20 protein-coding genes are annotated in these 23,426 nt (G+C 64.5%); 6 read left to right on the top strand and 14 right to left on the bottom strand.

Features of this window, described 5'->3' with window-relative positions:
* Positions 1-4: 4 nt before the first annotated feature.
* The gene (locus IE116_RS13450) at positions 5-1,786 is read right to left on the bottom strand and encodes a DUF4153 domain-containing protein (protein ID WP_189613193.1); all 1,782 of its coding nucleotides are present in this window, start codon (positions 1,784-1,786) and stop codon (positions 5-7) included.
* Between the two features lie 275 nt (positions 1,787-2,061).
* Here IE116_RS13450 and IE116_RS13445 point away from each other — a divergent pair, with 275 nt between their 5' ends.
* From IE116_RS13445 to IE116_RS13435, 3 genes are all read left to right on the top strand, one after another.
* Positions 2,062-3,192 (top strand): Kelch repeat-containing protein, encoded by a 1,131-nt coding sequence (locus IE116_RS13445; RefSeq protein WP_189613191.1) that lies wholly within the window; start codon positions 2,062-2,064, stop codon positions 3,190-3,192.
* Positions 3,193-3,377: 185 nt separating this feature from the next.
* Positions 3,378-3,653 carry a YlcI/YnfO family protein gene (locus IE116_RS13440; protein ID WP_189613188.1) on the top strand — a complete coding sequence of 92 codons (276 nt, stop codon included), beginning with the start codon at positions 3,378-3,380 and terminating at the stop codon, positions 3,651-3,653.
* Positions 3,650-3,961 (top strand): type II toxin-antitoxin system RelE/ParE family toxin, encoded by a 312-nt coding sequence (locus tag IE116_RS13435; protein WP_189613187.1) that lies wholly within the window; start codon positions 3,650-3,652, stop codon positions 3,959-3,961. Before IE116_RS13440 ends, IE116_RS13435 begins: the two co-directional genes overlap by 4 nt.
* Before the next feature lie 120 nt (positions 3,962-4,081).
* On the opposite strand, the gene IE116_RS13430 is transcribed toward IE116_RS13435, so the two are convergent.
* From IE116_RS13430 to IE116_RS13400, 7 genes are all read right to left on the bottom strand, one after another.
* Positions 4,082-4,261, bottom strand: a complete 180-nt coding sequence (locus IE116_RS13430; protein ID WP_229828148.1) for a tannase/feruloyl esterase family alpha/beta hydrolase — start codon at positions 4,259-4,261, stop codon at positions 4,082-4,084.
* Positions 4,258-4,398, bottom strand: coding sequence for a hypothetical protein (locus IE116_RS13425; protein WP_189613185.1), 141 nt, complete (start codon positions 4,396-4,398; stop codon positions 4,258-4,260). Before IE116_RS13425 ends, IE116_RS13430 begins: the two co-directional genes overlap by 4 nt.
* A 57-nt stretch (positions 4,399-4,455) precedes the next feature.
* Positions 4,456-5,508 carry a porin gene (locus IE116_RS13420; protein ID WP_189613183.1) on the bottom strand — a complete coding sequence of 351 codons (1,053 nt, stop codon included), beginning with the start codon at positions 5,506-5,508 and terminating at the stop codon, positions 4,456-4,458.
* A 258-nt stretch (positions 5,509-5,766) separates the two neighbouring features.
* A complete protein-coding gene (locus tag IE116_RS13415; RefSeq protein WP_189613181.1) occupies positions 5,767-6,597 on the bottom strand; it encodes a hypothetical protein in 831 nt (276 codons plus the stop codon).
* A gap of 141 nt (positions 6,598-6,738) precedes the next feature.
* Positions 6,739-7,209 (bottom strand): DUF6644 family protein, encoded by a 471-nt coding sequence (locus tag IE116_RS13410; protein ID WP_189613179.1) that lies wholly within the window; start codon positions 7,207-7,209, stop codon positions 6,739-6,741.
* A 17-nt stretch (positions 7,210-7,226) separates the two neighbouring features.
* Positions 7,227-7,637, bottom strand: a complete 411-nt coding sequence (locus tag IE116_RS13405) for a DUF6152 family protein (RefSeq protein ID WP_229828147.1) — start codon at positions 7,635-7,637, stop codon at positions 7,227-7,229.
* Between the two features lie 107 nt (positions 7,638-7,744).
* Complete coding sequence (locus IE116_RS13400) at positions 7,745-8,566, bottom strand: metal-dependent hydrolase (RefSeq protein ID WP_189613177.1); 822 nt, start codon at positions 8,564-8,566, stop codon at positions 7,745-7,747.
* Positions 8,567-8,681: 115 nt separating this feature from the next.
* Here IE116_RS13400 and IE116_RS13395 point away from each other — a divergent pair, with 115 nt between their 5' ends.
* Positions 8,682-9,305 (top strand): TetR/AcrR family transcriptional regulator, encoded by a 624-nt coding sequence (locus IE116_RS13395; RefSeq protein WP_189613175.1) that lies wholly within the window; start codon positions 8,682-8,684, stop codon positions 9,303-9,305.
* Positions 9,306-9,398: 93 nt separating this feature from the next.
* On the opposite strand, the gene mqo is transcribed toward IE116_RS13395, so the two are convergent.
* The 6 genes from mqo to IE116_RS13365 form a co-directional block, all read right to left on the bottom strand.
* Complete coding sequence (gene mqo, locus IE116_RS13390) at positions 9,399-11,045, bottom strand: malate dehydrogenase (quinone) (protein ID WP_189613173.1); 1,647 nt, start codon at positions 11,043-11,045, stop codon at positions 9,399-9,401.
* Positions 11,046-11,347: 302 nt separating this feature from the next.
* Positions 11,348-12,232 (bottom strand): SAM-dependent methyltransferase, encoded by an 885-nt coding sequence (locus tag IE116_RS13385; protein ID WP_229828146.1) that lies wholly within the window; start codon positions 12,230-12,232, stop codon positions 11,348-11,350.
* Positions 12,233-12,383: 151 nt separating this feature from the next.
* Positions 12,384-16,130, bottom strand: coding sequence for a patatin-like phospholipase domain-containing protein (locus IE116_RS13380; RefSeq protein ID WP_189613171.1), 3,747 nt, complete (start codon positions 16,128-16,130; stop codon positions 12,384-12,386).
* Entirely contained in the window at positions 16,130-18,988 is a 2,859-nt protein-coding gene (locus IE116_RS13375; RefSeq protein WP_189613169.1) for a C1 family peptidase, read from the bottom strand. Before IE116_RS13375 ends, IE116_RS13380 begins: the two co-directional genes overlap by 1 nt.
* Before the next feature lie 306 nt (positions 18,989-19,294).
* Complete coding sequence (locus IE116_RS13370) at positions 19,295-20,209, bottom strand: alpha/beta hydrolase (RefSeq protein ID WP_189613167.1); 915 nt, start codon at positions 20,207-20,209, stop codon at positions 19,295-19,297.
* Positions 20,210-21,190, bottom strand: a complete 981-nt coding sequence (locus IE116_RS13365) for a Bug family tripartite tricarboxylate transporter substrate binding protein (RefSeq protein WP_229828145.1) — start codon at positions 21,188-21,190, stop codon at positions 20,210-20,212. It lies immediately after the preceding gene.
* 116 nt (positions 21,191-21,306) lie between these two features.
* On the opposite strand from IE116_RS13365, the gene gcvA reads away from it, so the two are divergent.
* Both gcvA and IE116_RS13355 read left to right on the top strand, forming a co-directional pair.
* Positions 21,307-22,188, top strand: coding sequence for a transcriptional regulator GcvA (gene gcvA, locus IE116_RS13360; RefSeq protein WP_189613164.1), 882 nt, complete (start codon positions 21,307-21,309; stop codon positions 22,186-22,188).
* 119 nt (positions 22,189-22,307) lie between these two features.
* Complete coding sequence (locus IE116_RS13355; RefSeq protein WP_189613163.1) at positions 22,308-23,405, top strand: permease; 1,098 nt, start codon at positions 22,308-22,310, stop codon at positions 23,403-23,405.
* Positions 23,406-23,426 lie beyond the last annotated feature (21 nt).

The raw sequence follows: 23,426 nt of genomic DNA, 5'->3' as shown, positions 1-23,426 counted from the left end.
CCGATCAATACGGAAATACTTCCAGCGTCTGGTTGCCCACTTTGACGTCGGGCCAGCGGCGCGGTACACGATGCACGTCGCCGCGGTCGATCGCGGCCAGCCAGGCCTCCAGGTTGTGCTGTTGGTTATAGCTGCCCAGCCGGCCCTGGCGTTGCCAGCCCGTGGCTGACCGGATATGGAGCAGCGCCTGCACGCTTCCCCGCACGTCCGACATCACGACCATCTCGCGTTCGCCATCGTTGTCGATGTCCACCATCCAGATGGCGCAGCGTTGCGGCTCGACCAGGCATACGGTGTCGAAGTCTTCTTCCTTGTTGGCTGGGTCGGCAAGCCACCGGGCCGTGGTGTCGTCCAGGGACTGCCCGTCAGGCTTGACCGGCACCTGGCGTGTCGCCTCCAGGCGCGCGTCCGCCAGTTGCGGCGGGGGTTTGCGGACGGTGTCATGGTTGACCAGGGCGGCTGCAGCCAGACGCTTGATCTCTTGCTGCCGCGTGTCGCCGTTGTCCTGCGCGGCAAGCCTTGCCAGCGCGTCGCGGCCATAGGGACCGGTCTCTGTTGCCAGGTAGCGCCAGTCGAACTCCTCTGGCGTGACCTTGCCCTGCTCGAGCCGGTTGACCTGGTCGGCCGTCACCAGCCTGCGCGAGTCGGCCACCGGGCTGATCAACGCAGCGGCCAGCAGCACGCCAACGATGGCGACGGCAATGTTGGTGGACGGCACCGTGTGCATCCATGGGCCCAGTCGAAACAAAGACATGGCGTACCCCACGCCGTACATGGCCAGCAGCACCCAGACCAAGCCACCCCACAGCCGGTCCGTGGTCAGGCCATGTTGCAACGTCCGTTCCAGCAGCGCCCATCCGGCCAACGCAAGGAACACCGGGATCGTCAGCCAGAGCCATTGCAGTGCGCGTGCCAGCCGATGGCGATAGGCAGGCGCTTCGTTGTCGAACCGGTACGCGACGTTGACGAACTTGACCGCCAGCGCGCAAAACCACAGCAAGTACAGCGCCGCATGCCTGGTCGCAAACAGCGGTTCGATGCCCGTAAAGGCAAGGGCGGCCACCCAGACGGCGGCAAAGACCAACGCCACCGGCAGCAGCCAGACCGTCAACGCAAACCAGAAGCGGCGCAGCGTGGCGTGCACTTCGGGACGCGTCAGTCCCAGGCCGATCGACAAGCCGAGCACAGCGCCCGTGACCGGATACCGAAAGGCCTCATGATTCACGACACGTTGCACTGCCGTCAGGCCGATGCTTTCCATGAGCGAGGCGGCTGACCACAACAGCATCCAGAACAGGCCGGTGATGGCGCCCGCCACCGCCACCAGCATGGCATTGCGCCAAGCCATCTCGAACAGCCGTCCATACACGATGCGTCTGCGCGCAATGTCGACACCGCACGCCAGGCAGACCATGACAAAAGCCAGCAGTGCACTGACGAATGCGAATGACACCGGAAAGAAGTCGTGCACCGGATGGAACATGCGCGGCGCGGCGTGCGCCCCAAAGCCTGCAAACAGCAGTGCCATGAATGCCGCGAACGCGATCCGCGCGCGGGGATGGGTGATGCCGTCATGAGAAAAGTGCCATGCCGACGGCGCGATGGCGGTCGCATACATCAGTGCAACAAGCAGGGGACCATAAGCCGACTGGAACGTCGTCTCGGCAAGCTCGAACAACGCCCACAGGCCGGCGCCCTGCGCCGCGCCAAGGACGACATGCAACCAGAGACGCGGTGCGGTGTGGGGGATGGGCGCGGTGGAAGTTGTAGAGGCGATGTGAACCATGTCTTGTAGCGGGATCGGTGGCGGCGTGGCTGCGGGGTTAGGCGCGGCGGTCGCCTGTAAGAAGGGCAGACGGGCGGGTGATGCACGACAGTGTGCCTTCGTACCTGGCAACTGGCTACTGCAGAGCTGGCGCCCGACATGCCTGCTTACCAGAGTGAACCGCCTTCGTGACAAGGAAGCGGGCTCCCTCCGGCAAGCCAGGCGGCCCCAATTCCATTGCTTTCACCCCTGATTTGACGGTAGCTTGAACGCCATCCATTCCCTGGAGCGTTCGCATGCACCGCCGCGCATTCATCACGTCCGCTGCCTCGGTGATTACCCTGCCTGCCTGGGTCCACGCGCAGGCGCAGCCATCGCCCCTGGCCCCGCTCAAACCCGCCGCGCCGTCCGACCACGCGTATCACAACATGTCCAAAGGGGGCGCGCCGCATCACCTCACGCCGTCTGAAGAAGCCCAACGCGTCTTCGAGAGCCCGGCGCCAGCGGGGCCGCTGGGCCGATGGGAAGCGCGCGCTGCCATGCCCATCCCGCGCAGTGAGATGGCCTGGGCAACCGCATGGCAAGGGCGCATGCATGTCGTGGGCGGATATGGCGAAGGACGCTTCGACCGCGCCTATCACACCGTCTACGACCCTTCCAACAATGCCTGGTATGACGCCGCGCAGGTGCCCCGCGGCGCCAACCACATTGCGGTCGTGGCCGACGCAGGCCGCGTCTATGCCCTGGGCGGATTCATCGAGCAGAACCGCCGCTGCGACACCAAGGCGTTTTTCTACGACGTCAAAGAAGACCGCTGGTTCGACATCGCGCCCCTGCCACGGCCGCGCGGTGCGGCTGCCGCCGTCGTGCTGAACGGCAAGGTGCACCTGATTGGCGGCGCGACCGACCCGGCATCGGAGCGCGCCAGCGTCGCCTGGCACGAGGTCTACGACCCGACCAGCGACAAGTGGGAGCTGCGCCGCCCCATCCCCGCGGCCCGAGACCACGTTGGATGCGTCACGTTCGGCAACGCGATCCACGTGGTCGGCGGCCGCTTCAACAACTTCCAGTTCAACACCGACCTGCACCACGTCTACGACCCGCAGAAAGACAACTGGGACCTGCGCGCGCCCATGCCCACCGCGCGTTCCGGGCACGGCATGGTTGTCTATCGCAACCGCATTTTCTGCATGGGCGGCGAAGGCGGCATCCTGCAGAACGGCGTTCCCGTGGTGGCCGCCATCTACGGGCAACTGGAAAGCTACGATCCGGCCACGAACACATGGCAGCGCCACGCGCCCATGATCAGCTCCCGCCACGCGGTCGCCGCGACGGCGATTGGCGACTGGATATATGTCGCGGGCGGTGGGCCGGTACTTGGTGGATCGTTGCAATCATCCGTACACGAAGCGTTTACGTTGGGCTGAGCACTTCTGCCCGGCCATCACGACAACTTGAAGGACACTGCAAAAAAGGGGATGGAGTCGGTGGGAAAGCATTGATCCGAACTCCAGCATCGTACTTTCCCGTGTGATTTCTTCGTCTCAGTTCATACGGCGTTGCAACCAGATCGGGTTACAATTGCATCGCAAATGCATCGCATGGAGCTGATATGAAGACCGCAACATTTCCGCCGTTACGTGTTGATCCCGAACTTCGCGAGGCAGCCGAAGGCGTCCTTGGCGAAGGCGAAACCCTGTCCAAATTTGCCGAGCAGGCGATCCGCTGTCAGGTTGAGCGGCGCCAAGCTGAGGCTGCATTCGTCGCTCGTGGCTTGGCGTCCCGGGACCGTGCAATGAAAACGGGCGTGTATGTGTCGGCTGATTCTGTGCTGGAGAAACTGACGCTCGCACGGTCCAAGGCTCGGGATCGAAAGACCAGTAAATGAGCTATCGGGTCCGCTTCACGCAAGAAGCCGAGCGTGATCTGCTTCGGCTTTACGACTTCATTCTGGAGCGCGACGAGGGCAACGAGGTGATCGCGGATAGGGCGCTTGCTGCAGTCAGACACGGAATTGCACATCTTTCGCTAGCACCCTTTAACTGTCGAAAAGCTTACCCAGGCAGGAATCCCTACCTGCGTGAACTGATTGTTCCCTTTGGATCGTCCGGATATGTCGCGCTGTTCGAGATCGAGCCCCATCAGATCGTGACCGTTCTTGCTTTACGGCATCAACGGGAGGACGACATCTTTTAGGGTACTGTCCCAACTGCTAAGCCGCATTCACAACCCCAAGCAGTCCGCGCCACCCAATGGCCGCCTCTTCCGCCCGTATTCAAAAAAGTGGTGTGACCCATCAGGCTCGTTCAGCCCCCTTCAGCCTGCTGGCGCCGTGCACCGGAAGCTCGCTGCGCTGTCGAAGCTGCCGCTTCCCACGTAACTCGCGATGTTGGGATAGGCGCAGATCGGCCGCTCGCGTCCCGGGAAGCGGGCGCCCCTGGCCAGCATGGATTCCGGCGCAATGCCCTTTTCCACCCACTGATGGATCGCCGTCACGGGATCGAATTCGTCCAGCGACCAAGGGGTGCTGCGGTCGCAGCAGGCGTCGTACCTGTGGAAGCGTCGTCATCGCCGCCACCGCAGGCGATCAGGATCGGCATTGCAGCCGCCATCGTCAACATCGTGATCTTCATGTCGTCCTCCAGTACCTCGTTGTCGTTCTTTTCAGTGGGCGTATGTCAGTCCGACGTTCAGAACAAATGCCGGATCCCCAGATCGAACCCGAACTGCCCGTACCCCGGCGTGGTCGCGTTGATCATCTGGTATCGCGCGCCGTTGCGATTGTTGATCTTCGCAACCGAGCTATACAGATTGGTGCGCTTGGACAGCTGGTAGGTATAGCCAAGGGCCAGATGCGTCGCCTTTGCGTCGGCGTTGGCGATCTTGCGCTGGTCGTCGGCATAGGTGACGGCGCCGTACACCGTGTGCCTGCCGACCGGCACGCGGGCGCCCAGGCTGTACAGGTTGACGTTGGTGTCCTGCTTGGTCACGCCGGGCACACCATTGAGGTCGGACCGCAGCCGCTGGATGTCGCCGAACAGCACGACCGGTCCCAGGTCATAGTTCGCGCCAAGCATGGTGCCGTAGCTGGTCGCCGTGCCGGTGGCGTTGTTGGCGCTGTAGTGCCCCAGCGATGCCTTCAATGCGCCGCTCTGGTAGAGCACCGCCGCAGCGTACGACCGGCCGGCAGACGTGCTCAAGGTGCTTTCGCCGGCGGCATACATGATCGATGCGGTCAGGCCGGCAAAGGTCGGCGTCTTGTAGATGGCGCTGTTGTTGCTGCGCGTAAAGCCGTTCTGCAGGTTGATGGCCGCGCCCATCATGCCGACGCCAAAGGTGTCGCTGGTCAGGAAGGTCATCGAATAGAACGGGGTGTACTGACGACCCAGGCTCAGTGAGCCCAGCCTGGTGTTTTCGATCCCGACGAAGGCCTGGCGTCCGAACAGCGCGCCCAGCGTGGATGTGCCGTCATCGGCATTGATGCCCATCTCCAGCGTATAGAAGGCCTTGTTGCCGCTGCCCAGGTCTTCGATGCCGCGCAGGCCAAGGCGCGAGCCGGACTGCCCGCCGCCAGTGATGCTTTTCTTGCTGCCGCTGCCGGTGATCGGGTCTGACTGATACACGAAGCCGGAGTCGACGATGCCGTACAGCGTGACGTTGCTTTGCGCATGGGCGCTGGTGAACGCGGTGGAGGTCAGGGTGGCGCAGGCGAGCGCGAGCGTCGCGGTAACGCGAGAGGTCATGGTGTCTCCGTCGACAAGAATGAGGGGGCGAAGCGATCCCACGCCTGCGTTCTATTGACGCAGTGCGTGGATCTCCGTGACCACAACCACTTGTGATGGGAGCCGCGCTGTCTTTGATTGGATGAATGATGCGCCAGCGCGGCGGTCACGACAGCCCGAACTGTACGCAGCGCCGGCACCCGTGCCTATGACGCTGCGTACAAGGCTGCATGACCGCGCGTGCATCAATGAAGGGTTATCCCTCCATCGGCCATGACGTCAGAACGGCATGGCCGTTGACGATGCCGCTGCGCCGGCAGGCGTCGGGCTGTTGCAGAAGCTGGGGTGGTATTGATAGACCCAGTTCGTCTTCGGGATGGCGGTCGGCGCCACCCATGAGGCCATCTGCGTCATGGTCGTGAAGATCAATTCCGATCGCTGCGTGACCTTGGTCGTGAAGTCGCCGTCGCTCTCTTCAACCTTGAACGATGCTTCGGCCACGGCCGGTGTCGTCGCGCTGGCGTTCAGGTACCAGAGCGAGACCGAGAACTCGGCGGCTTGCTGGCCAATGTCGCTGATCGCGCCATCATAGGTTTTCTCGTAGATCGTCAGCCCACTGACGACTGCCATCGTGGCATCGCCCGTCACGGTCAGCCCGGTCGCGATCGGGTACAGGTCCTTGATGTCCTTCATCTTGTTCAGGTTCTTGCCGGTCGAAAAGTCCTGCTTCGTCGACCGCGAATAGGCCACGACCGATGCCGTCTTGTCCATCTCGAACTTTGACGACGCATTGCTCTCGCTACCCTTGATGGTCACGCCCGCTGCAGCCGACTGCGAGGTCGAACGGAACTTGAGTGTCGATTCGCGCTTGCTGTCGACACGTTCGCGAAACGAATACGACTGCGCGCGCAGTTCGCAACTTCCAGGCGAGTCATAGAACCGCACGGTGCGCTCATCGTTCTTGGCAAACGTGCCTGAGATCGTGCGGTCAAAACCCGCCGACGCCAGCGCCGCTTTCAGATCGGCCAGGTAGGCATTGGACGCGTTCTTGGGTTGGTTCGCGAACAGCGATGGGCTGAGCAGCACCTTGTATTCGCGCGAGGTAGGCACATCGCCATGCGCCAGGCCCGACAGCGCAAGCGACCATCCTGCCGCGTTTCCGGAATTCCGAAACAGCGGCCGCCATCACGCTTCGCGGGCCTTTTATTTCGCGATTCCGAAACACGATGCGGCTTTCGTGTTGAGCTGCCTTCAAAGAAACCCGATCCACCGCCCCGCCACCAGCACAGCCACCCAACTGACCGCCGACAGCAGGGCCACGCCGCGTACCACGCCATGCACCGGTCCACCCACCAACGCCTGCCGATAACGCCGATTGCCATGCTGCAAGGCGACGTTCAACAACGCGCAGGCCAGCAAGCCCATCTTGATCAGGAACGCCGTGTTGTCGACATACTCCGCAGGCTTGACCGAGAACAGCCACGCCCCGGTCAGCAGCGCCAGCAGCAGCCCGCATGCCGCCGCGCGCGACAGGAAGGGCGCCAGCACCTGCAGGGGAAAGGATCGAAACAGACCGGCCAGCCGCAGATCCAGCGGCAGGATTGCGCCGACCAGCATGCCGATGCCCAGGATGTGCGCGGCGTTGACGAACAGGTAGGCGGTGCCGGATCGGGTCAGCCAGACGGCACCTGGCCAGGCGGCGATCGCCTGCAGCAGGTCCATGCGCTACGTGACGCCGATTACTTGGACTGGATCCGTTCCGGATACATGTCGAAGTTGCGGCCATCGAGCGTGATGCGCACCGCCTTCATCACCATGTCCTTGGGATTCTGCGAGCGGTTGCCGAGCACCTTGATGGTGTCCCCGGCCTTGGCCGACTGGCCGGTAAAGCCGGATCGTTCGGTCTGGTTCGGGTTGCCAAGGTCGATCTGCCAGACGGCGCCATCGGTAGCCTTGACCTTGAGGGTGGGGTGCGGGGGCGCCATCGAGATCGACTGGATGGTGCCCGACAGTTCGGTCTGCTCGCCCTCGGCCCACGACCACCCGTGGTGCGCGAAGGCGGGCAGGGCGGCGCATGCGGTCAGGGCAACGGCGGCCCATTGGATCAGGTGGCGTCGGGCGATCGTGCGGGGAGTCGGGATCGGGGTCATGGAGAGCTCCAGGGCGATGCGCCTGTTCGAGTCAGGCGCGAGAGGGGCAGACGGCGCAGGTGACACGTCCTGCCCCAGCCCGCGTGCTGTCCTGACATGCTAGCAGGTCATCGCGCCCCGACGGGGACATAGGTGTCACGGTTATCCCGCAGCCAGGCATCGGCCAGTCCGCTCTCGTGTTCCGATGGATGGAAGTCGCTGGAAAAATACCGTCGCCATGCCTTCAGATTCGCGCCGAACAGGCCTTTGCGGCCGAGCAGCAACCGCGCGGCACTGGCCCACGTGGACCGTTTCCACAGCTGCTTTTCTTTGTTCAGATTCGCAGCCGTCTGGCGCAGCAGGTCGCGCAGGAACATGGAAGTCGTGACCGCGAACCAGCGCTTGCGCGCTTTCTCGGACCCACCTGCCGCGCGGTACAGGTCGAAGGCGGTGGTCTTGTGTTCGGACTCTTCGGCGGCGTGCCACAGCCACATGGTTTTCAGGCGCGGCTCGGCGTTATCCAATACCTCGGGACGGGCGAGCAGCCAGTCCGCGAACATGGCCGTGAAGTGTTCGTTGGCGGCCGTGACCGCCAGCGCATGGCGCGGGTCCAGGCCTTCGAGCCGGGTCGCCCGTTTGGCCGCGCGCGGCGTCCAGCCATCGACCAGCCCCTGCCGTTCAAGGTGTGCGTTGAACAGGCTGTGGATGCGCCGGTGCGTGGCTTCCTGGCCGATGAATCCTTTGACTTCGGGCTGCCAGCGCGTCTGGGCGTCGGGCGGCAAGGTAACGAGCACGCTGCGCAGGGCGTCGATAAAGAACTGTTCGCCGAACGGGAAGCTCATCGACAGGGCATTGAAAAAGGCCGTCGCAAACGCATCGCCGCCGCACCAGGTACGCGGGATGGGCGGCTGCAGGTCGATCAACAAACGGCGGACGACGAGGTCGGTCATCAGAAGCTCCTTTACGACGCGGGCGTGATGTCATAACGGTTGGTACGATCGCGTACCAACATGATGCGACTGACATCTGGTACTGTCAAGTACCAACTTATTCGTGATGTGCACCATGGCTTCCGCTTCGCCGAACTCAACGACCCGTACACCCGACGCCACGGCGCCCGCCGCCATGCCGCACGAGCACTACCTTCGTCTGCTCGGCGGCATGGCGCAGGCCCTGGCCGCGAAGGGCTATGCGGACACGAGCATCGCCGACATCGTGCGCGAGGCCGCCGTGTCGCGCCGCACGTTCTACGAGCATTTCGAGACCAAGGCAGACTGCCTGCTTGCGCTGTATGCGATGGCCAGCCAGCAGGCGCTGGCCGCGCTGCAGGGGGCGGTCGACCTGTCGCGTCCGTGGCAGGATCAGGTGGAAACCGCGTTGACGGCTTACCTGGATTTCCTGGCGCAAGACCCAAGGTTGCTCAAGACCTTGTTCGTCGAGATCCTGGGCTGCGGCTTGCCGGGACTTCAGGTGCGCCGGCAGGCCAACGCGCAGATCGCAGCATTCGTGCAGTCGGCCACGGCAGATGCAGACGGCCGCATGCTGCCGGCCGACATGGCGATGGCGGTCGTTGGCGGTATCAACGAGTTGATCTTGCAAACCATCGAGGCCGATGCCTCGGCCGGCCTGCGCCACCTGGTGGCTCCGGCAACGCGGCTGGTGATTTCTGTGGCGGGCGCGACGCGCTAGCGCTGCCCTGCCCACCAAAAAAAGGCCATCCCCGCAAGGATGGCCTTTGTCATTCTGGCGGCGCGTCAGCCTGCCGATCGGATCAGTCGCGCATCACAACGCCAGGTCGGCGTCGGTCTGCTCTTTCTTGCGCTGCGGCACGTTGCCGGTGGGTGGCGCGGGCGGCGGGGTCATGTCGATGGTCGGCGGCGTCGTCAATTGCAGGGTGGACGCGGTCGCGTTCCATTCCTGCTGGACCTTGGCCGGGCTGCCATTGAGCGTCGTGCCATAGCTGGGGACCAGGTCACGCAGCTTGGCCTGCCATTCGGGGGAGGCGACCTTGTCCTTGAAGACCTTGCCGACCAGATCCAGCATGATCGGGGCTGCGGTCGACGCACCAGGCGATGCGCCCAGCAAGCCGGCAATGCTGCCGTCGGCGGACGTCACGATCTCGGTGCCGAGCTTGAGCACGCCGCCCTTTTCCTTGTCGCGCTTGATGACCTGCACACGCTGGCCGGCCTGCCACAGGCGCCAGTCTTCCTTCTTCGCATTCGGGAAATATTCCTTCAGTGCGTTGAAGCGGTCATCATCGGATTGCATGAGCTGACCGGCCAGGTATTCGACCAGCGGATACTGCGCCACGCCCACTTTCATCATGGGCCAGACGTTATGCATCGTTGTGCTTGTCAACAAGTCCAGGTATGAGCCTTCTTTAAGGAACTTGGTCGAGAAGGTTGCAAAGGGTCCGAACAGGATCACGCGTTTGCCATCGAGCACCCGCGTATCCAGGTGGGGCACCGACATCGGCGGCGCGCCCACGGCGGCCTTGCCGTAGGCCTTGGCCAGATGCTGCTGGGCCACGGTCGCGTTTTCGGTCACCAGGAACGATCCGCCGACCGGAAAGCCGGCGTAATCCTTGGCTTCCGGAATGCCCGATTTCTGCAGCAGGTGCAGCGCGCCGCCGCCTGCGCCGATGAAGACGAATTTGGCATCGGTCTGCGAGGTCTGGCCGTCTTTCAGGTTCTTGTATTCGACGCGCCACGTGCCGTCCTTGTTGCGCGTGATGTCCTTCACGTCGCTGGACGTCTTGAGCGAGAAATTGGGCGTGGTTTCCAGATGGCCCACGAATTGGCGGGTGATCTCGCCGAAGTTCACGTCGGTGCCGATGGGCGTCCAGGTCGCGGCGATTTTCTGCGCGGGGTCACGGCCTTCCATCATCAACGGAACCCACTTCTTGATCTGTTCCTGGTCTTCCGAATATTGCATGCCCGCAAACAGGGGGCTGGCCTTCAGGGCGTCATAGCGCTTGCGCAGGAAAGCGATGTCCTCATCGCCCCAGACGAAGCTCATGTGCGGCGTCGAGTTGATGAACGAGCGAGGGTTCTTCAAGACGTTGCGATTCACCTGCGACGACCAGAACTGGCGCGACACCTGGAAGGCTTCGTTGATTTCGATGGCCTTGGAGATGTCGACCTTGCCGGTCTTGTCCTGCGGGGTGTAGTTCAGTTCGGCCAATGCCGAGTGACCGGTGCCGGCGTTGTTCCAGCCGTTCGAGCTTTCCATGGCGACCTTGTCCAGGCGCTCGACCATTTCCATGCTCCAGCCCGGCTCCAGTTCGTGCAGCAGGACGCCCAGGGTGGAACTCATGATGCCTCCGCCGATCAGGAGCACATCGACCTTCTTTGTTTCGGCTGCATGCAGCGGCAGGACGGCCACTGACGCAACCAGGCCCAGCATGGCCGGGATCATTCGCTTCAACATTGATTGACTACCTTTTGAACAGATACGACAAGGACGAGCCACAAGGCAACCGCCTCGGTCTCGTTGATCTGTCTCCTGCACCGGCTTTGGGATTTCAAGGAAATACCGTCAGCGTCCGGCGCAGCGCTGTTTTTGATTCGTGCGCTGCGGGCCGGCACTCGGACCCCGGGCGAGCAGGTGTCGCGGGGGCGGCCCGGCATGATCCGGGCGAATGGGAAGCGGCGTTGAGGAACGCCGCAGGGAACCTGGGGATTGTACCAAGAATACGCGGGATAACCCTAGGGGCATCCCGCGCCGTGCGATCAACTCTTCCGTGCCGACCAGGTTTTGCCGCCGGCCGCAGTGCCCTTCATTGCGTTTCCGTCGACCATGCCCTCGTAGCGCACGCCGTTGGCGGTAAAGGCGATTTTCTTGCCTTCAAGCTTGGCGTCGCTGATCGCATTCGATCCCAACGTGCCTTCCAGGTTCTGGAACGATTGTTTGAGCGTCAGGCGCTGGCCGTCCATCTGCCACGTGCCCGCGGCCTTGGCGGGCACCACCCACATCAGCGCCGTGCAGTAGTTGGAGCAACCCTGGCTGACGGTTTCCGAACGGTCCGGTTTCCAGTCGCCCATGGGGAAGGAGTTCGACACGACGCGCGTGCCTGCCGGCAGTTCAAGCAGCTTGGGACGCAGCCGTTCGTTGATCGTTGGCAGCAGAAACATGGTGATGACCGTGGCTTGCGACAGGTCGATTTCAAACAGGTCGGCGGTCTGGAAGGTCGCCATTTTGGAGACGCCTTCCTTTTCCGCGTTGGCGCGGGCCAGCGCCGCCATGTCCGGGTTGTATTCGACGCCGTGCGCCTTCACCCCCCGTTTGGCTGCCGTGATGACGGTGCGTCCATCGCCGGATCCCAGGTCCAGCACCGTGTCTTTGGGCGTGATGTTGGCCAGTTCGAGCATCTTGTCCACGACCGGTTGCGGCGTGGGGACCCAGACCACGTCCTTGCCCGCCTGGCCGACGTCGGGGGTGTAGGAGTAGCCGGGCGACTGCGCCAGGGCCGTCGTGCCGAAGGCAAGGGCGGCGACCAGCACGGCGGCGAACGCGGGGCGGCTGCGGGCACGGCGATGGAAGGCGGGCATGGCGGACGACTTGGCAGACGACGACACAGACAGCGTAACGGACGACGTAACGAACGGGACAGGCATGGCGACATTCCTCTGGTGGCCCTCGATAGGGCGCGGGTTGGCAGGATCCTCGCTGCGCGGAGCGGGTACTGCCCACAGCAATACCATGGCTGACAGGAAGCTGACTATCGACCGTTTGTTAAAGTTTTTGCAGCCGCCTCCCGTGTTGCGATCAACGTGTCCCGATCGCCGTATGCGGCGGCAGCCACACTTCGATGGTCGATGGAGAGCTGGGATAGCGGGCCGACAGCGGCCGAGGCGTGACGGGTCCGGGCAGGGTCAGGGTCTGTCGTGCGACCGGCCACAGATAGGCCGCACAGGCTGCGGCGTCGCTGCGGTGGTAGCGGATCGTGGGCTCCGTCACCGGCGTCAGGTTGGGGCGGCCCCGCGCCTCGGCGGATTGCTGCACGTTCTCGATCGGCTGGAACCGTGCGTGGATCGCTGACCACGGCGGGCGCAGCCGGGTGGCGGCGGCATAGGACTCGGGGTCGTACACCTGCACGAAGACGGCGACGTCGCTGCAGGCCGCGCGCGCTTGCGCATCGGGGGCGCTGCCCGCGGCCGCAATCGTTGCGCCCTTGTCCTGCGCAAACCGGCTCAGCCACAGGTCGTGCGTCGTCAGTCCGGCAAGGCGCTGCAGGTACTGATAGCCGTCGTTGACGCTTGCCATCACGCTGCGAACGACGGCTTCGCCGGGCACGCCCAACGCGAATGTCCCGAGCCGGCATCCGGCCGCAGGCGGGTCGACTGCGTCGGTGATCGTGACCGGCATCGCCTCCAATCGAAGGTCCTGGCGGTACATGTCGCAAGGGTGCAGCAGGTGCGGCGATGCCTTGGTGGTGTAGTCGTAGGCCCAATAGGTTTCGTAGCGTTGCGGTGGCCGTTCCAGCACGGGTCCCAGGCAGGTGTTGACGGTGCGGCTGGCGGGGTTGCCGACCGATTGCAGCAGCACGGCGCACGAACGCGAAGCCAGCGCATCGAGCTTGCGGCATTCAGCAAAGGCGTCGATGGCAATCTCGCGCGCCAGCCCCGGCTGCTGGAACCAGTCGGCCTGCCCGTGCGCGCATACCCGGTCGGCGGTGTAAAGGAGCGTGGTCGCCAGCCGCGACACGGCCTCGACCCGCTGCGGCGTATCCGATGCGCGCGCGCGTTGCGTGTCCAGCCAGGTCGATGACAGGCTGGACAGTGCCGTGCGTTCGGTGTCCACGGTTTTTTCGCGCGCACTGCGCCAGGCTTCCAGGCCTTGCCAGGCCGAAGCTCCGATCGCTGCAACGGCGGTCAGGCCGACCGTCGCCTTCACGGTCGACACCGCAATCCGTGCCGGAATGCGCGAGATGGCCTGCATCGGCGTCGCAGGCGGGCCGGCCGGCATCGCGCCCTTGTCGCGCGTCATCGCCTTGTCGAGCGTCGAACTCGTGTCCTGCACGAAATAGGCCTCGGGCGCCGCGGCGATGCAGGTCAGGAGGTCGCTCGACAGCGCCTTGCCCATTTCCTGACCGAGCAGGAAATAGCTTTCCCATTGCGATTCGGAAAAGAACTGGTCTGACGTCGGCTCCTGCGGGAAGCAGGGATTGGCGGCCTTGAAGTTGACGAGATCCACCGGCAGGCCGATGAAAAAATTCGGCTTCATGTAGACGAGGATGCCGGGGTGCAGCGGATCTTCGGCGTAGATGACGGTGGCCAGCGCCATGCACGCATTGCTCTTGGACGAGGCCAGATCATCGATGGTGCCGAACTGCGCCAGCTCGGCCACCGGCGGGCTCAGGCGCAGGTCGGGCGGATTGCGCGGCCGCATGAAACGGATGTCGGCGTTGAGGTCGATGCGCGCCTTGCGCACCAGGTTTTCCAGGTCGCCAAAGGCATAGGTCGGGTCGGCCCCGGCGTCCGAGACGACGATGACGCGGCAGCGTTCGGCCAGCAGTGCATAGGCGCCGGTGTTCTCGAAGTGCCCGCCATCGGTCAGGAACCAGTCGGGTCCTTGCGTGCCCTGGAAACGGCCGCGCAGTTCGTTCAGGATACGGCGCGACTTGCCGGTCCACGCGTGCACCGACCGCGTGGCTTCGCCGTTACGGCGCTCGCTGCTCCACCAATACCCCAGACGCAGACCGGAAAACATGGCCAGCGCCGAGATGCCGCCCCGCGTGAGCGCTCCCAGCGCCGGGGCAATGGCCGCCCCGGAAATGGCGATGAAGGTACCCAGACTCAGCGGCTCTTCGCGCCGCATTTCCGACCAGTTCTCGATGCCTTCGCGCATGTAGCCGCCCGACACGATCGTCAGTGGCAAACCCTGCCGGTCACGGTTGAAGATGCCCCCGCGCGGATCATTGGTCTGGTTCACGCACATGGTGATCAGGTGGACCGGACCGCCTGCATCCATGGGCCGGTAATCGTTGATGGCGACGTCGTCATCCAGGTGGACTTCTTCGACTTCGCTCACGACCTTGCCCAGCGGCAGGTTGGCCGGGACGGGCGTCAGCGTGCCTTCGTCGAGGGGACCGGCGGCTTCGAAGCGCCGGTAGTTGGCTGCGCCCAGATAGCTGCGGACCAGGCGCGCGCGATAGAAGGAATGCAGCGACGACAGGTTGAGGAATTCGATGTTGCGCCCGGTGACCGCCAGGTAGATGGCCATCGGCAACATCAGGAGCACGGCGACGGTCAGCGCCGGCAAGAAGGCCAGCGTGGTGCGGTCAAAGTACGCGCCAAGCACCGCGCGATAGGCCAGCGATATCCAGAACGCGGCCAGCAGTGCGACGATCACATAGCCGAGTCCCCGGCCGATCAACATCGCGATGCGCACCCCCGCGGTCGGGTTGGTGAGCCGCGACGCAAAGGGCAGGGCGGCGCGCAAGGCGGGCGCCACGATCGTCAGGAAGATGCCGACGGTCGCGGTGTCGAAGCCGCTGGGCTCGAACGCAAGATGCCACGCAAAGCGCTCGACCACGCCGAGCGCAAGAAACGCGATGCCCCAGCGAAAGGTATTGGACAGGCGTTGTGTCAGGACACTGAGCACATCGGCGGCGGCCGAGCTGGCATCCGGCAGGCGCCGGCGTGCCTTGATCCAGACGCGCTGCGCATACAGCGCGCCAAGCAGCCAGCAGAACATCAGGGCGACCATGGTCACCCACAAGCCTTCGCGCACGACGCTGCCGGGCCGCCCCGGCGCGGTGTCGAACAGCGGGTGCAGCGCCACGATGGCGATCATCGCAGTGATCACGACCGTGAAGGCGCGCCGCGACGCACCTCGTTTCCGCACATACGGAAAGCACCAGAAAGCGGAGGTCTGCACGGCGCCGATCACCGTGAACACCGCCAGGGCGATCCACGGCACGGGCAGCCAGGGCGACAGCCATCGGAAGGCGTCGAAAAAGGTATCGCCGCCTATCCACCCCAGCGCCGCCAGCCCGGTCCACACGAACAGGTTGATGCACGCCAGCGCGATGCCGGCGAGCAAGGCCAGCAGCGCCAGTTCAAAGTGCACCGCCAGCACATTCCGCACATACAGCGCAACGATCAGAGTCGAGTCGAGCAGGCCGCTCGGAATCAGATAGCGCCCGTTGGCCCGCAGCCACCAGGTCGTCCAGGTAGCTTCGTCCCGCGCCAGACCGTCCTGCACGGCGCGTGCCGCATCGCCCGTCGATCCCTTGCCGGCACCTCCGGCTGCCGCCTTGGCGCGCACCCGGTCGAACAGCCGGCCGATGGTCGCCCCCGCATACCCGCCACCCGATACCGTCGACAACAGGTCAAAGCGCAGCAGCATTTTCTTCTTGGCCAGCGCGGTCACCAGGCCCAGCGCAAAGGTGGCGCTTCGTATGCCGCCCCCCGACAGCGCCAGGCCCCATTTGTTGTCGTGCCCTTCCGGCACGTCCGGGTCCTGCAGGATCTTGCGCCGTTGTTCCACCAAGGTATCGAGCCGCTTCACTAGAACCCCCGCAGCTCGTCGACCGGTGTGGACAGCGCGCCCCCGGTAATGCGCTCCAGCGTGCGGGTGACGACCGCGACATCGTTGTCGAAACTGCCATGCGCCGCTTTCTGCTGGACCGGTTCGCCATTGGCTTCGGTGCCCACGCGCACCTTGGGCGTCGCGACCACATCCAGCACCTTGCCTTCGGCACCATCGAAGGCTTTGCGCCATGCCGAGAGTGCTTCGGCCGTGTCCGACGATCCGTCCCATCCCGAGTAGTCGGGATTCCAGATGTTCGACAGGCCAAGGATGGGCGTGCGCAGGTCCGCTTCCAGCGCATTGGACACGAGGTACAGCAGCGACTTGCGATAGATGGCCGACACCGTATCGGCGCGCTCCACGTCATCCGACAGCACGTCCAGAAACAGGCGGTTCATGAAGCGCGCGTCGCTGGCGTAATGCTTGTTGGCAAACGGGACGGTGCATGCCGGCGCATACAGGTGGATCGACGCGACCCGGTCGGCCAGGGCGCCCCGCTCACGCAGTGCACTGAGCAAATGCCCAAGAATGATCGAACCGGCCGAATGCCCGACCAGATGCAGTTCGAACTGATCGCCCCAGGTTTCTACCAGCGATGCAAGGGCGTCGAGCAGCAGTTCGCCCCCGCGCCGCGGTGCAAAGGCCAGCTCGGCATTTTCTTTCATCTCTGACCATATCGGACGCGCCAGGCGGCGGGCAAAGGTCTTTTCGATCAGCGCATCCGACGCATCGGTCCACGCGCCCGCCAGGTCCCCGCGCGCCGCCGGGGTGCGGACGGCTTCGGACAGCATGCCTTGCAGCGATTCGAGCAGCCCCGTCTTCCAGACCAGGAACAGCGGATAGCAGCCGTTGGCAACGAAGTAGCGGCCCATGGCGCTGGCCCGATCGATGGCTGCTTTTTCGCTGTTCAGGCCGCCATGGGCATACAGCACCAGCCGCTTCTTCGGCTGCGACCGGTTTGTTCGGAACCAGTGATCCGGCAGCGCATAGACCTGCTGTTGCAGCTTGCGCGGTTTTTCGTCTTCGCTCACATACCGCATGACGCGGCCATCATTGCCCAGCACGATACTGTGTTGATAGGCCACCGAGGCATCCCACCACTTGCTCTTATCGACCCGCGCGCCCGCCACGCCGCTGCCGTCGTGATTCAATGCGACCAGCCGGCCTTCGATGACGCCCGCCACGCCCAGGGCCACGACCCAGGCATCCATCGCGTTGGCCAGCCAGTCGCGATAGGACAGGATGGCGAAGCCGCCCGCGCCCCAGCCGGGACCCCACGAGTTCTGCACGATGAAGCCGCGCGCATCGAACCCGACCAGCGCAAAGGCATGGCCGTCGACCTGCGACGGGCGGCCATCGAATTCGATCTCGGGCAGGTCCTGGTGGCCCGTCGGGCAACTGCCCACATCCGGCACGTCCAGCCAGCCATCGTGAGTGAATGCCGAGACGAACACTGCGCCGTGCTGCCGAAGCGCCGCCTGCATATCCGTGATCGACCGCGTCTCGACGCGGTAATAGACCCCCAGCGTCGTGCTGGCTGCGCGCTTGGCGTAGCCATAGTGGGGCGGATTGGATTTTTCGGGCGAATAGGGCCAGTCGGATTCGAGGCAGACGCCATGGCTGAACCAAGCCTTGATCGCGCCGCGGCAACTCGATCCTTCGTAGTTTTCGCCTTCGTATTCGTCGTAGCGGCGGGCCAGGGTGTAGAGCATGCGCGGGCTGACCGAGATGAAGTCCTTGTCAGGGTGCTTGGCCTTGATCCAGCGCAGATAGTTGATGACGCAAGACAATCCGAAACCGGTGCAGGCGCCTTCGCGACCCTGGTCCAGGATCAGCCCGACCTGGGTGTAGCGGGCCAGGTACTTTTCCACGTCGCTGGACAACGGGAATTCGTTCGGCAGGCTGATGGCGCCAGGCTGGTACAGGCGATCGCGCAGGTCGTCGGTGTCCTTCTTGGTCTTGGCGCTGGTCAACGACGTGCGGCGCGACGCGTAGGTGGGAGACTTGCCCGCGCCCACGCCACGGGTTGCCGTACTCCACGCCGTCTCGGCGAGCGAAAACACACTGCGGAAGCGGTCCAGCCCGTGGGTGCCGCCGTTGACGCACTTGCGCGCGGCGGCCAGATCGCCTGCCTCGCAGGCCGGCCGGAACCTGCCGGCCACGTCGCCAAGAAAGGTGGCCAGCAGCAGCGCGGCAACTTCGGGCGCGTTGGCCAGATCGGGCTGCGCATCCAGCGGAAAGTCGATCTTGGCGGCGTACTTCCGATAGTTGAACTTGCCCGTCAGCTGGACGAAGCCGCGGCCGCGATACCGGAAGCCGTCGCCCGGCACGTCGTTGCCCAGGCGGCCGTCGTAGCGATTGAAGGGCGGCGCGCCGGGGTCGCTGTTGAACTTGGAAGGGAACTCGGAGATCGGCACGAAGCCTTCCGATTCCGACCGTATCGTGCCCAACGCGCCCAGCACCATCGGCCGGTCGGTCAGGTCAAGCACGCCCAGCGCGGCTTCGATATACGGAAGGTAGCGGGCGATGTTGGCCGGCTTGGTTGCCGGGAACAATCGGCTGACCGCGGCGACGGTCAGGGGCGTGCTGCCGAACTTGCCGCCTTGCGGCTCGATCATTTCCAGCAGCACCTGGCACAGCGGGCCGACGACCCCATCGGCAATCAGTCCCACGCCTGCCTGCCATCGGCGGATCGCGGCGTCGAAGCCCGCATCGATCGTGTCACTGCCCGCAAGCGTCGGGAAGTCGGCCGCGTCGTCGCCCAGTTCGCGTTGCAGCGCCCCGGCCAACCTGCCGACTTCCGCACCGGTGGATCCCTTGATCAACAGCATCGTCATTGCCAACTCCTTTGGTGAGTCGCAAAACTGAGCAAGATGGGACGAGCGGCGCGCTCGCAGGCGCGTGGCTCCTTGTGCGGTCGATATGCTGCTGCAGGACGCACCGACCCGCTTGGCCGACAGGGTGGCCAAGGAGGTAATCGGAAGGTGTAAGAGGTGCCCCGACAGAGAAGATGCGCCGCCAGACCGCGAGGCGGCGTGCCTAGACTATTCCGTCGATCGGTTGAGAGATATCGTCCAAAAGTTGGAGTCCGTGAACGGTCTCAAGGTCGCCCGGGTGCGATAGTCGGGAAGACGACAGGTGCGTCAGATCCCCGTTTCCATGAACTCCAGGACGTGCTTTCCCAGGACATCTTCATGGGTGTTGAAGTGCGCAATGATGGAGGTGTGGTTATGCCGCGGCAGCCACACGAAGCGCGGTGCGCGCCGTCGGATTTGCGAAAGCGTCGAGAAGAGTTCGGCGCAGTGCACGTCAATCAGCGGGTTTTCGTATTGGGCGACGGCGATCATCGTCGGCAAGGAGGCGGCCGACACGTGGCTGATCGCCGACCCCGCAGCCATGTCGTCCAGCGACGTTCCGTAGTAGGCCTCGACGCGCTTTGCGTTGGGGTTCTCGCTGGAGTTTTCGGCGCGCACGCGGCCAGACACGACGATCAATCCCGCCAGTCCATGGCCCCCGACCGGATGGTAGCGGGCGTCGTAGGCGTAGTGCGCCGAATGCGCGCCGCCGGCTGAATGTCCCATCAGGAAGATGCGATCCGGGTCGCCGCCATAGTCCGCGGCATGCGCCTTGACCCAGGCCACGGCAGCGGCGACGTCTTGCGTGCCGCTCGGGAAGGTGTGGGTCGGCGCCAGGCGAAACTCGACGTTGACGCCGATGATGCCGTGGCGCGCGAAGTACCAGAGCACGTTGCTGTAGATCTCGTCGGTGCGGTCCTTGTCGCCTTCTACGAACGCGCCGCCATGCACGAACATCAGGACAGGGCGGGGCGATTCGTTTTTGCTATTGGGCTCGTACACGTCCAGGCGCTGCCGCGGGTCGCTGCCGTAAGGCAGGTCGCGATGGGCCGTTCCTTCCTTGGGCGCGTCTTTCAGGATCTTGGAGTACGCCTCGATCATCGTCCGGACGTTGGCCTGAACGGTCGATCCCCACCGGGGACCGATCTCGTCCATCAGGCGGTACAGCGAATCGGGAATGCGGGGAGTGGTTGTCGTCGTCAATCAATCCACCTTGCCAATCTTCTTGACTGCCGCCACGACGCGTTCGGCGTCGGCCTTCCAGTAGGTGGCAAATTCAGGCGCGTCCATGTATTCGATCGGGCTGCCCAGGTTGCTGAAGACCTGCTTGAGCGCCGGATCCGCGGTCACCACCCGCATCGCGTTGCGCAGGGTCTCGAGGACCGCGGGCGGCGTCTGCGCCGGCGCCATCAACGCGGACCACTGCACGAATTCCGCGTCGTAGCCCAGGGACTTCAGGCTGGGCAGGCCGGGATAGGCAGGCAGCGGCTGGCTGCCCCAGTGGGCCAGTGCGCGCATCTTGCCCGTCCTGATGAAGTTGCCGGCGTTGGCCGGGCCGCTGGCCGCCGTCTGGATCTGGCCGCCAAGCAGGGACACCATGGCCGGTCCGCCGCCCGAGAAAGGCACGTGCGTGATCTGCGCGCCGCTGGCCGCCTTGAACATTTCCATGGGGATGTGCATGGCGCCATACACGCCCGACGACCCGTAGTTCAGCGCTGTGGGATGTTGCTTGCTGTCCGCAACCAGTTCGGCCACCGATTTCCACGGGGCATCGGCGCTGACCACCAGAAGGTTCGGATCGGCGGTGACGCGCGCGATCGGCACGAACTGATCGAGCTGGAAGGCGGGCTTGCGGCCCAGCAGCCGGTCGGCTTCAGGCAGGCCTGATATTGCAGACAACGTCAGCAGCAACGTGTAGCCATCCGGCTTGGCGCGCGCCACGAATCCGGTGCCAACCACACCGCCCGCGCCGCCCTTGTTTTCGACAATGACGGACTGCTTGAGAACCTTGCCGAGCGCGTCGGCAACGGGCCTGGCAATGTTGTCGGCCAGTCCGCCCGCCGCGTACGGAACGATGACGGTAATCGGGCCGCCCGGGTAATCGGCGGCAAGGGCTGTGCCCTGCGCGGCTCCCTGCAAGGTCAGGGCGGCGAACATCACGGCAACGAAGCGGGGAGTGGTCATGGGTGCGGTTTCCTGATGGTGCGATGCAATAGGCCCAGTCATACTGCGGCGGTTCACCCCTTGTCACAATCGATATATAGTCAACTCGCTTGACCAAAACTCAACGATCAACGTCCATGAAACTGCCGCCGCTGAACCCGCTCAGGATGTTCGAATCCGCATCACGCACGCTGAGCTTCACGCAGACGGCGCGTGAACTGCACGTCACGCCCGGCGCCGTCAGCCGGCAGATCAAGGTCCTGGAAGACTTCCTGGGCATGCGCCTGTTCGAGCGCGCGAACCGCGAAGTGCGCCTGACGCCGGGCGGTCTTCAGTACCGGGACGATCTGCACGGCGCGTTCGAACGCATCGAACAGGCCACCGTCAGGGCGCTCGCGCCCCCCGCGGCCAAACCTCTGCAGATCTGGTGCCAGATGACGTTTGCCATGCGCTGGCTGCTGCCCCGCATGCCGGCCTTTCACGTGGCGCATCCGGATCGCGACACGGTGTTCACCACGTCCTTCAAACCTTTGCGCACCTTGGGCGACGCCGATGTCATGATCGGCATCGGGCATGGCGATTGGCCGGGTGCGATCTCGCGCCGTCTGGTGGATATCGAATTGCTGCCGGTGTGCAGTCCGCAACTGCTGACCGGGCCCAACGCGATCACCACACCGCGGGATCTGGCGCGCCACACCTTGCTGCAGTCCACGGCGCGTCCCGATTATTGGCGCCGATGGCTGGACGCCAACCATGTCGGCGATATCGATCCGACCCACGGGCTGACATTCGAGAATGTCGCCCTTGCCTACCAGGCCGCGCTGCAAGGGCTGGGCGTGGCGATGGGCCAATACGCGCTAGTCAAGGATGACCTGGCCGCCGGCCGACTGGTCGCGCCGTTCGAAAACCGCCTGCTCATCGATTCGGCGTTCTACCTGGTGTATTCCGAAAGGCTGCAATACGACCCGCATCTGTGCGACTTTCGCGACTGGCTGCTGGACGAGGTGGCGAAGGGGTAGCGGTTTGCGCCCCTGCCTTGGCGGTCTGCGTCCACGTCGGTGGACAGCGTAAAATGCGCCACCCTCGGCCGAATGACCCTGCTCGCCGGCCCTCCCTTTCGCTTCCTGATCTTTCTTTCATGACCCCTCACTCTCTCGACTCACGGCGCGCGCCCAACCCGCTCGTCGGCATCGCCGTCTTCGTCCTTATCGCGTTGGCCGGTCTGGCCTACGTGAAGTGGTACCCCTACTACAACCGCGCATTCGTTGCGGCCAGCAACCATTCGATCGGCAATTCGATCCTGATGGGAACCGCCGCCAGTGCGCCGTCGCCGTCGTGGTCCGCTGCGCTGGATTACGCGATGGTGTACGGCAAGGCCATCTGGCAGGCGATGGTGCTGGGGCTGCTGCTGGGCTCGGCCGTGCAGGCCCTGCTGCCACCGCGATGGATTGCCAAGGCACTGGGCGGCGCGGGGTTTGGCAGTGTGTTCGTGGGCGGCATGATGTCGCTGCCCGGGATGATGTGCAGCTGCTGCGCGGCGCCGGTGGTGGCGGGGCTGCGCGAGCGGCAGGCTTCGCCGGGCGGGGCCGTGGCGTTCTGGTTGGGCAACTCGGTGCTGAACCCCGCCACGCTGGTGTTCATGGGTCTGGTGCTGGGATGGCACTGGGCCGGGCTGCGGCTGGTGCTGGGGATCGGGATGGTGTTCGGCCTCGGGTACCTGATCAACCGCATGGTGTCGCCTGCGGAAGCCGAGGGGGCACGCGATCGCGTGGCGCATCTGCTCGAAGGCAACGTGGATGACCACAGCCTGTCTGCCGGCGAGTATTGGAAGCAGGCTTTCACGCGCTGGGGTCAGATCCTGTGGCGCATGACGATTCGCCTGGTGCCCGAATACATCGTGCTGGTGCTGCTGCTGGGCGCCGCGCGCGCGTGGCTGTTCCCGGTGATCGGTCCGGACATCGGCAACCACCTGATCTGGATCGTGGCGCTGGCCGTGGCCGGCGCGCTGTTCGTGATTCCGACGGCCGGCGAAGTGCCGATCATCCAGGCCATGCTGTCACTGGGCATGGCGGCGGGTCCGGCGGGTGCGTTGCTGATGACATTGCCGCCGATCAGCCTGCCGTCACTTGCCATGGTGGCCAAGTCCTTCCGTCCGCGCGAACTGGCCACGGTGGCGATCGGCGTGGTGGCCTTCGGGCTGCTGGGTGGCGGGCTGGCCGTGGCGCTTGGGTTCTAGGGCATCCTTGATCTGAAGCGG

It is taken from the genome of Pigmentiphaga litoralis (assembly GCF_014651835.1).
GTDB classification, from domain to species: Bacteria; Pseudomonadota; Gammaproteobacteria; order Burkholderiales; family Burkholderiaceae_B; genus Pigmentiphaga; species Pigmentiphaga litoralis.
The sequence above is the reverse complement of the archived record's forward strand: the minus strand, read 5'-3'. Positions and strand labels throughout refer to the sequence as shown.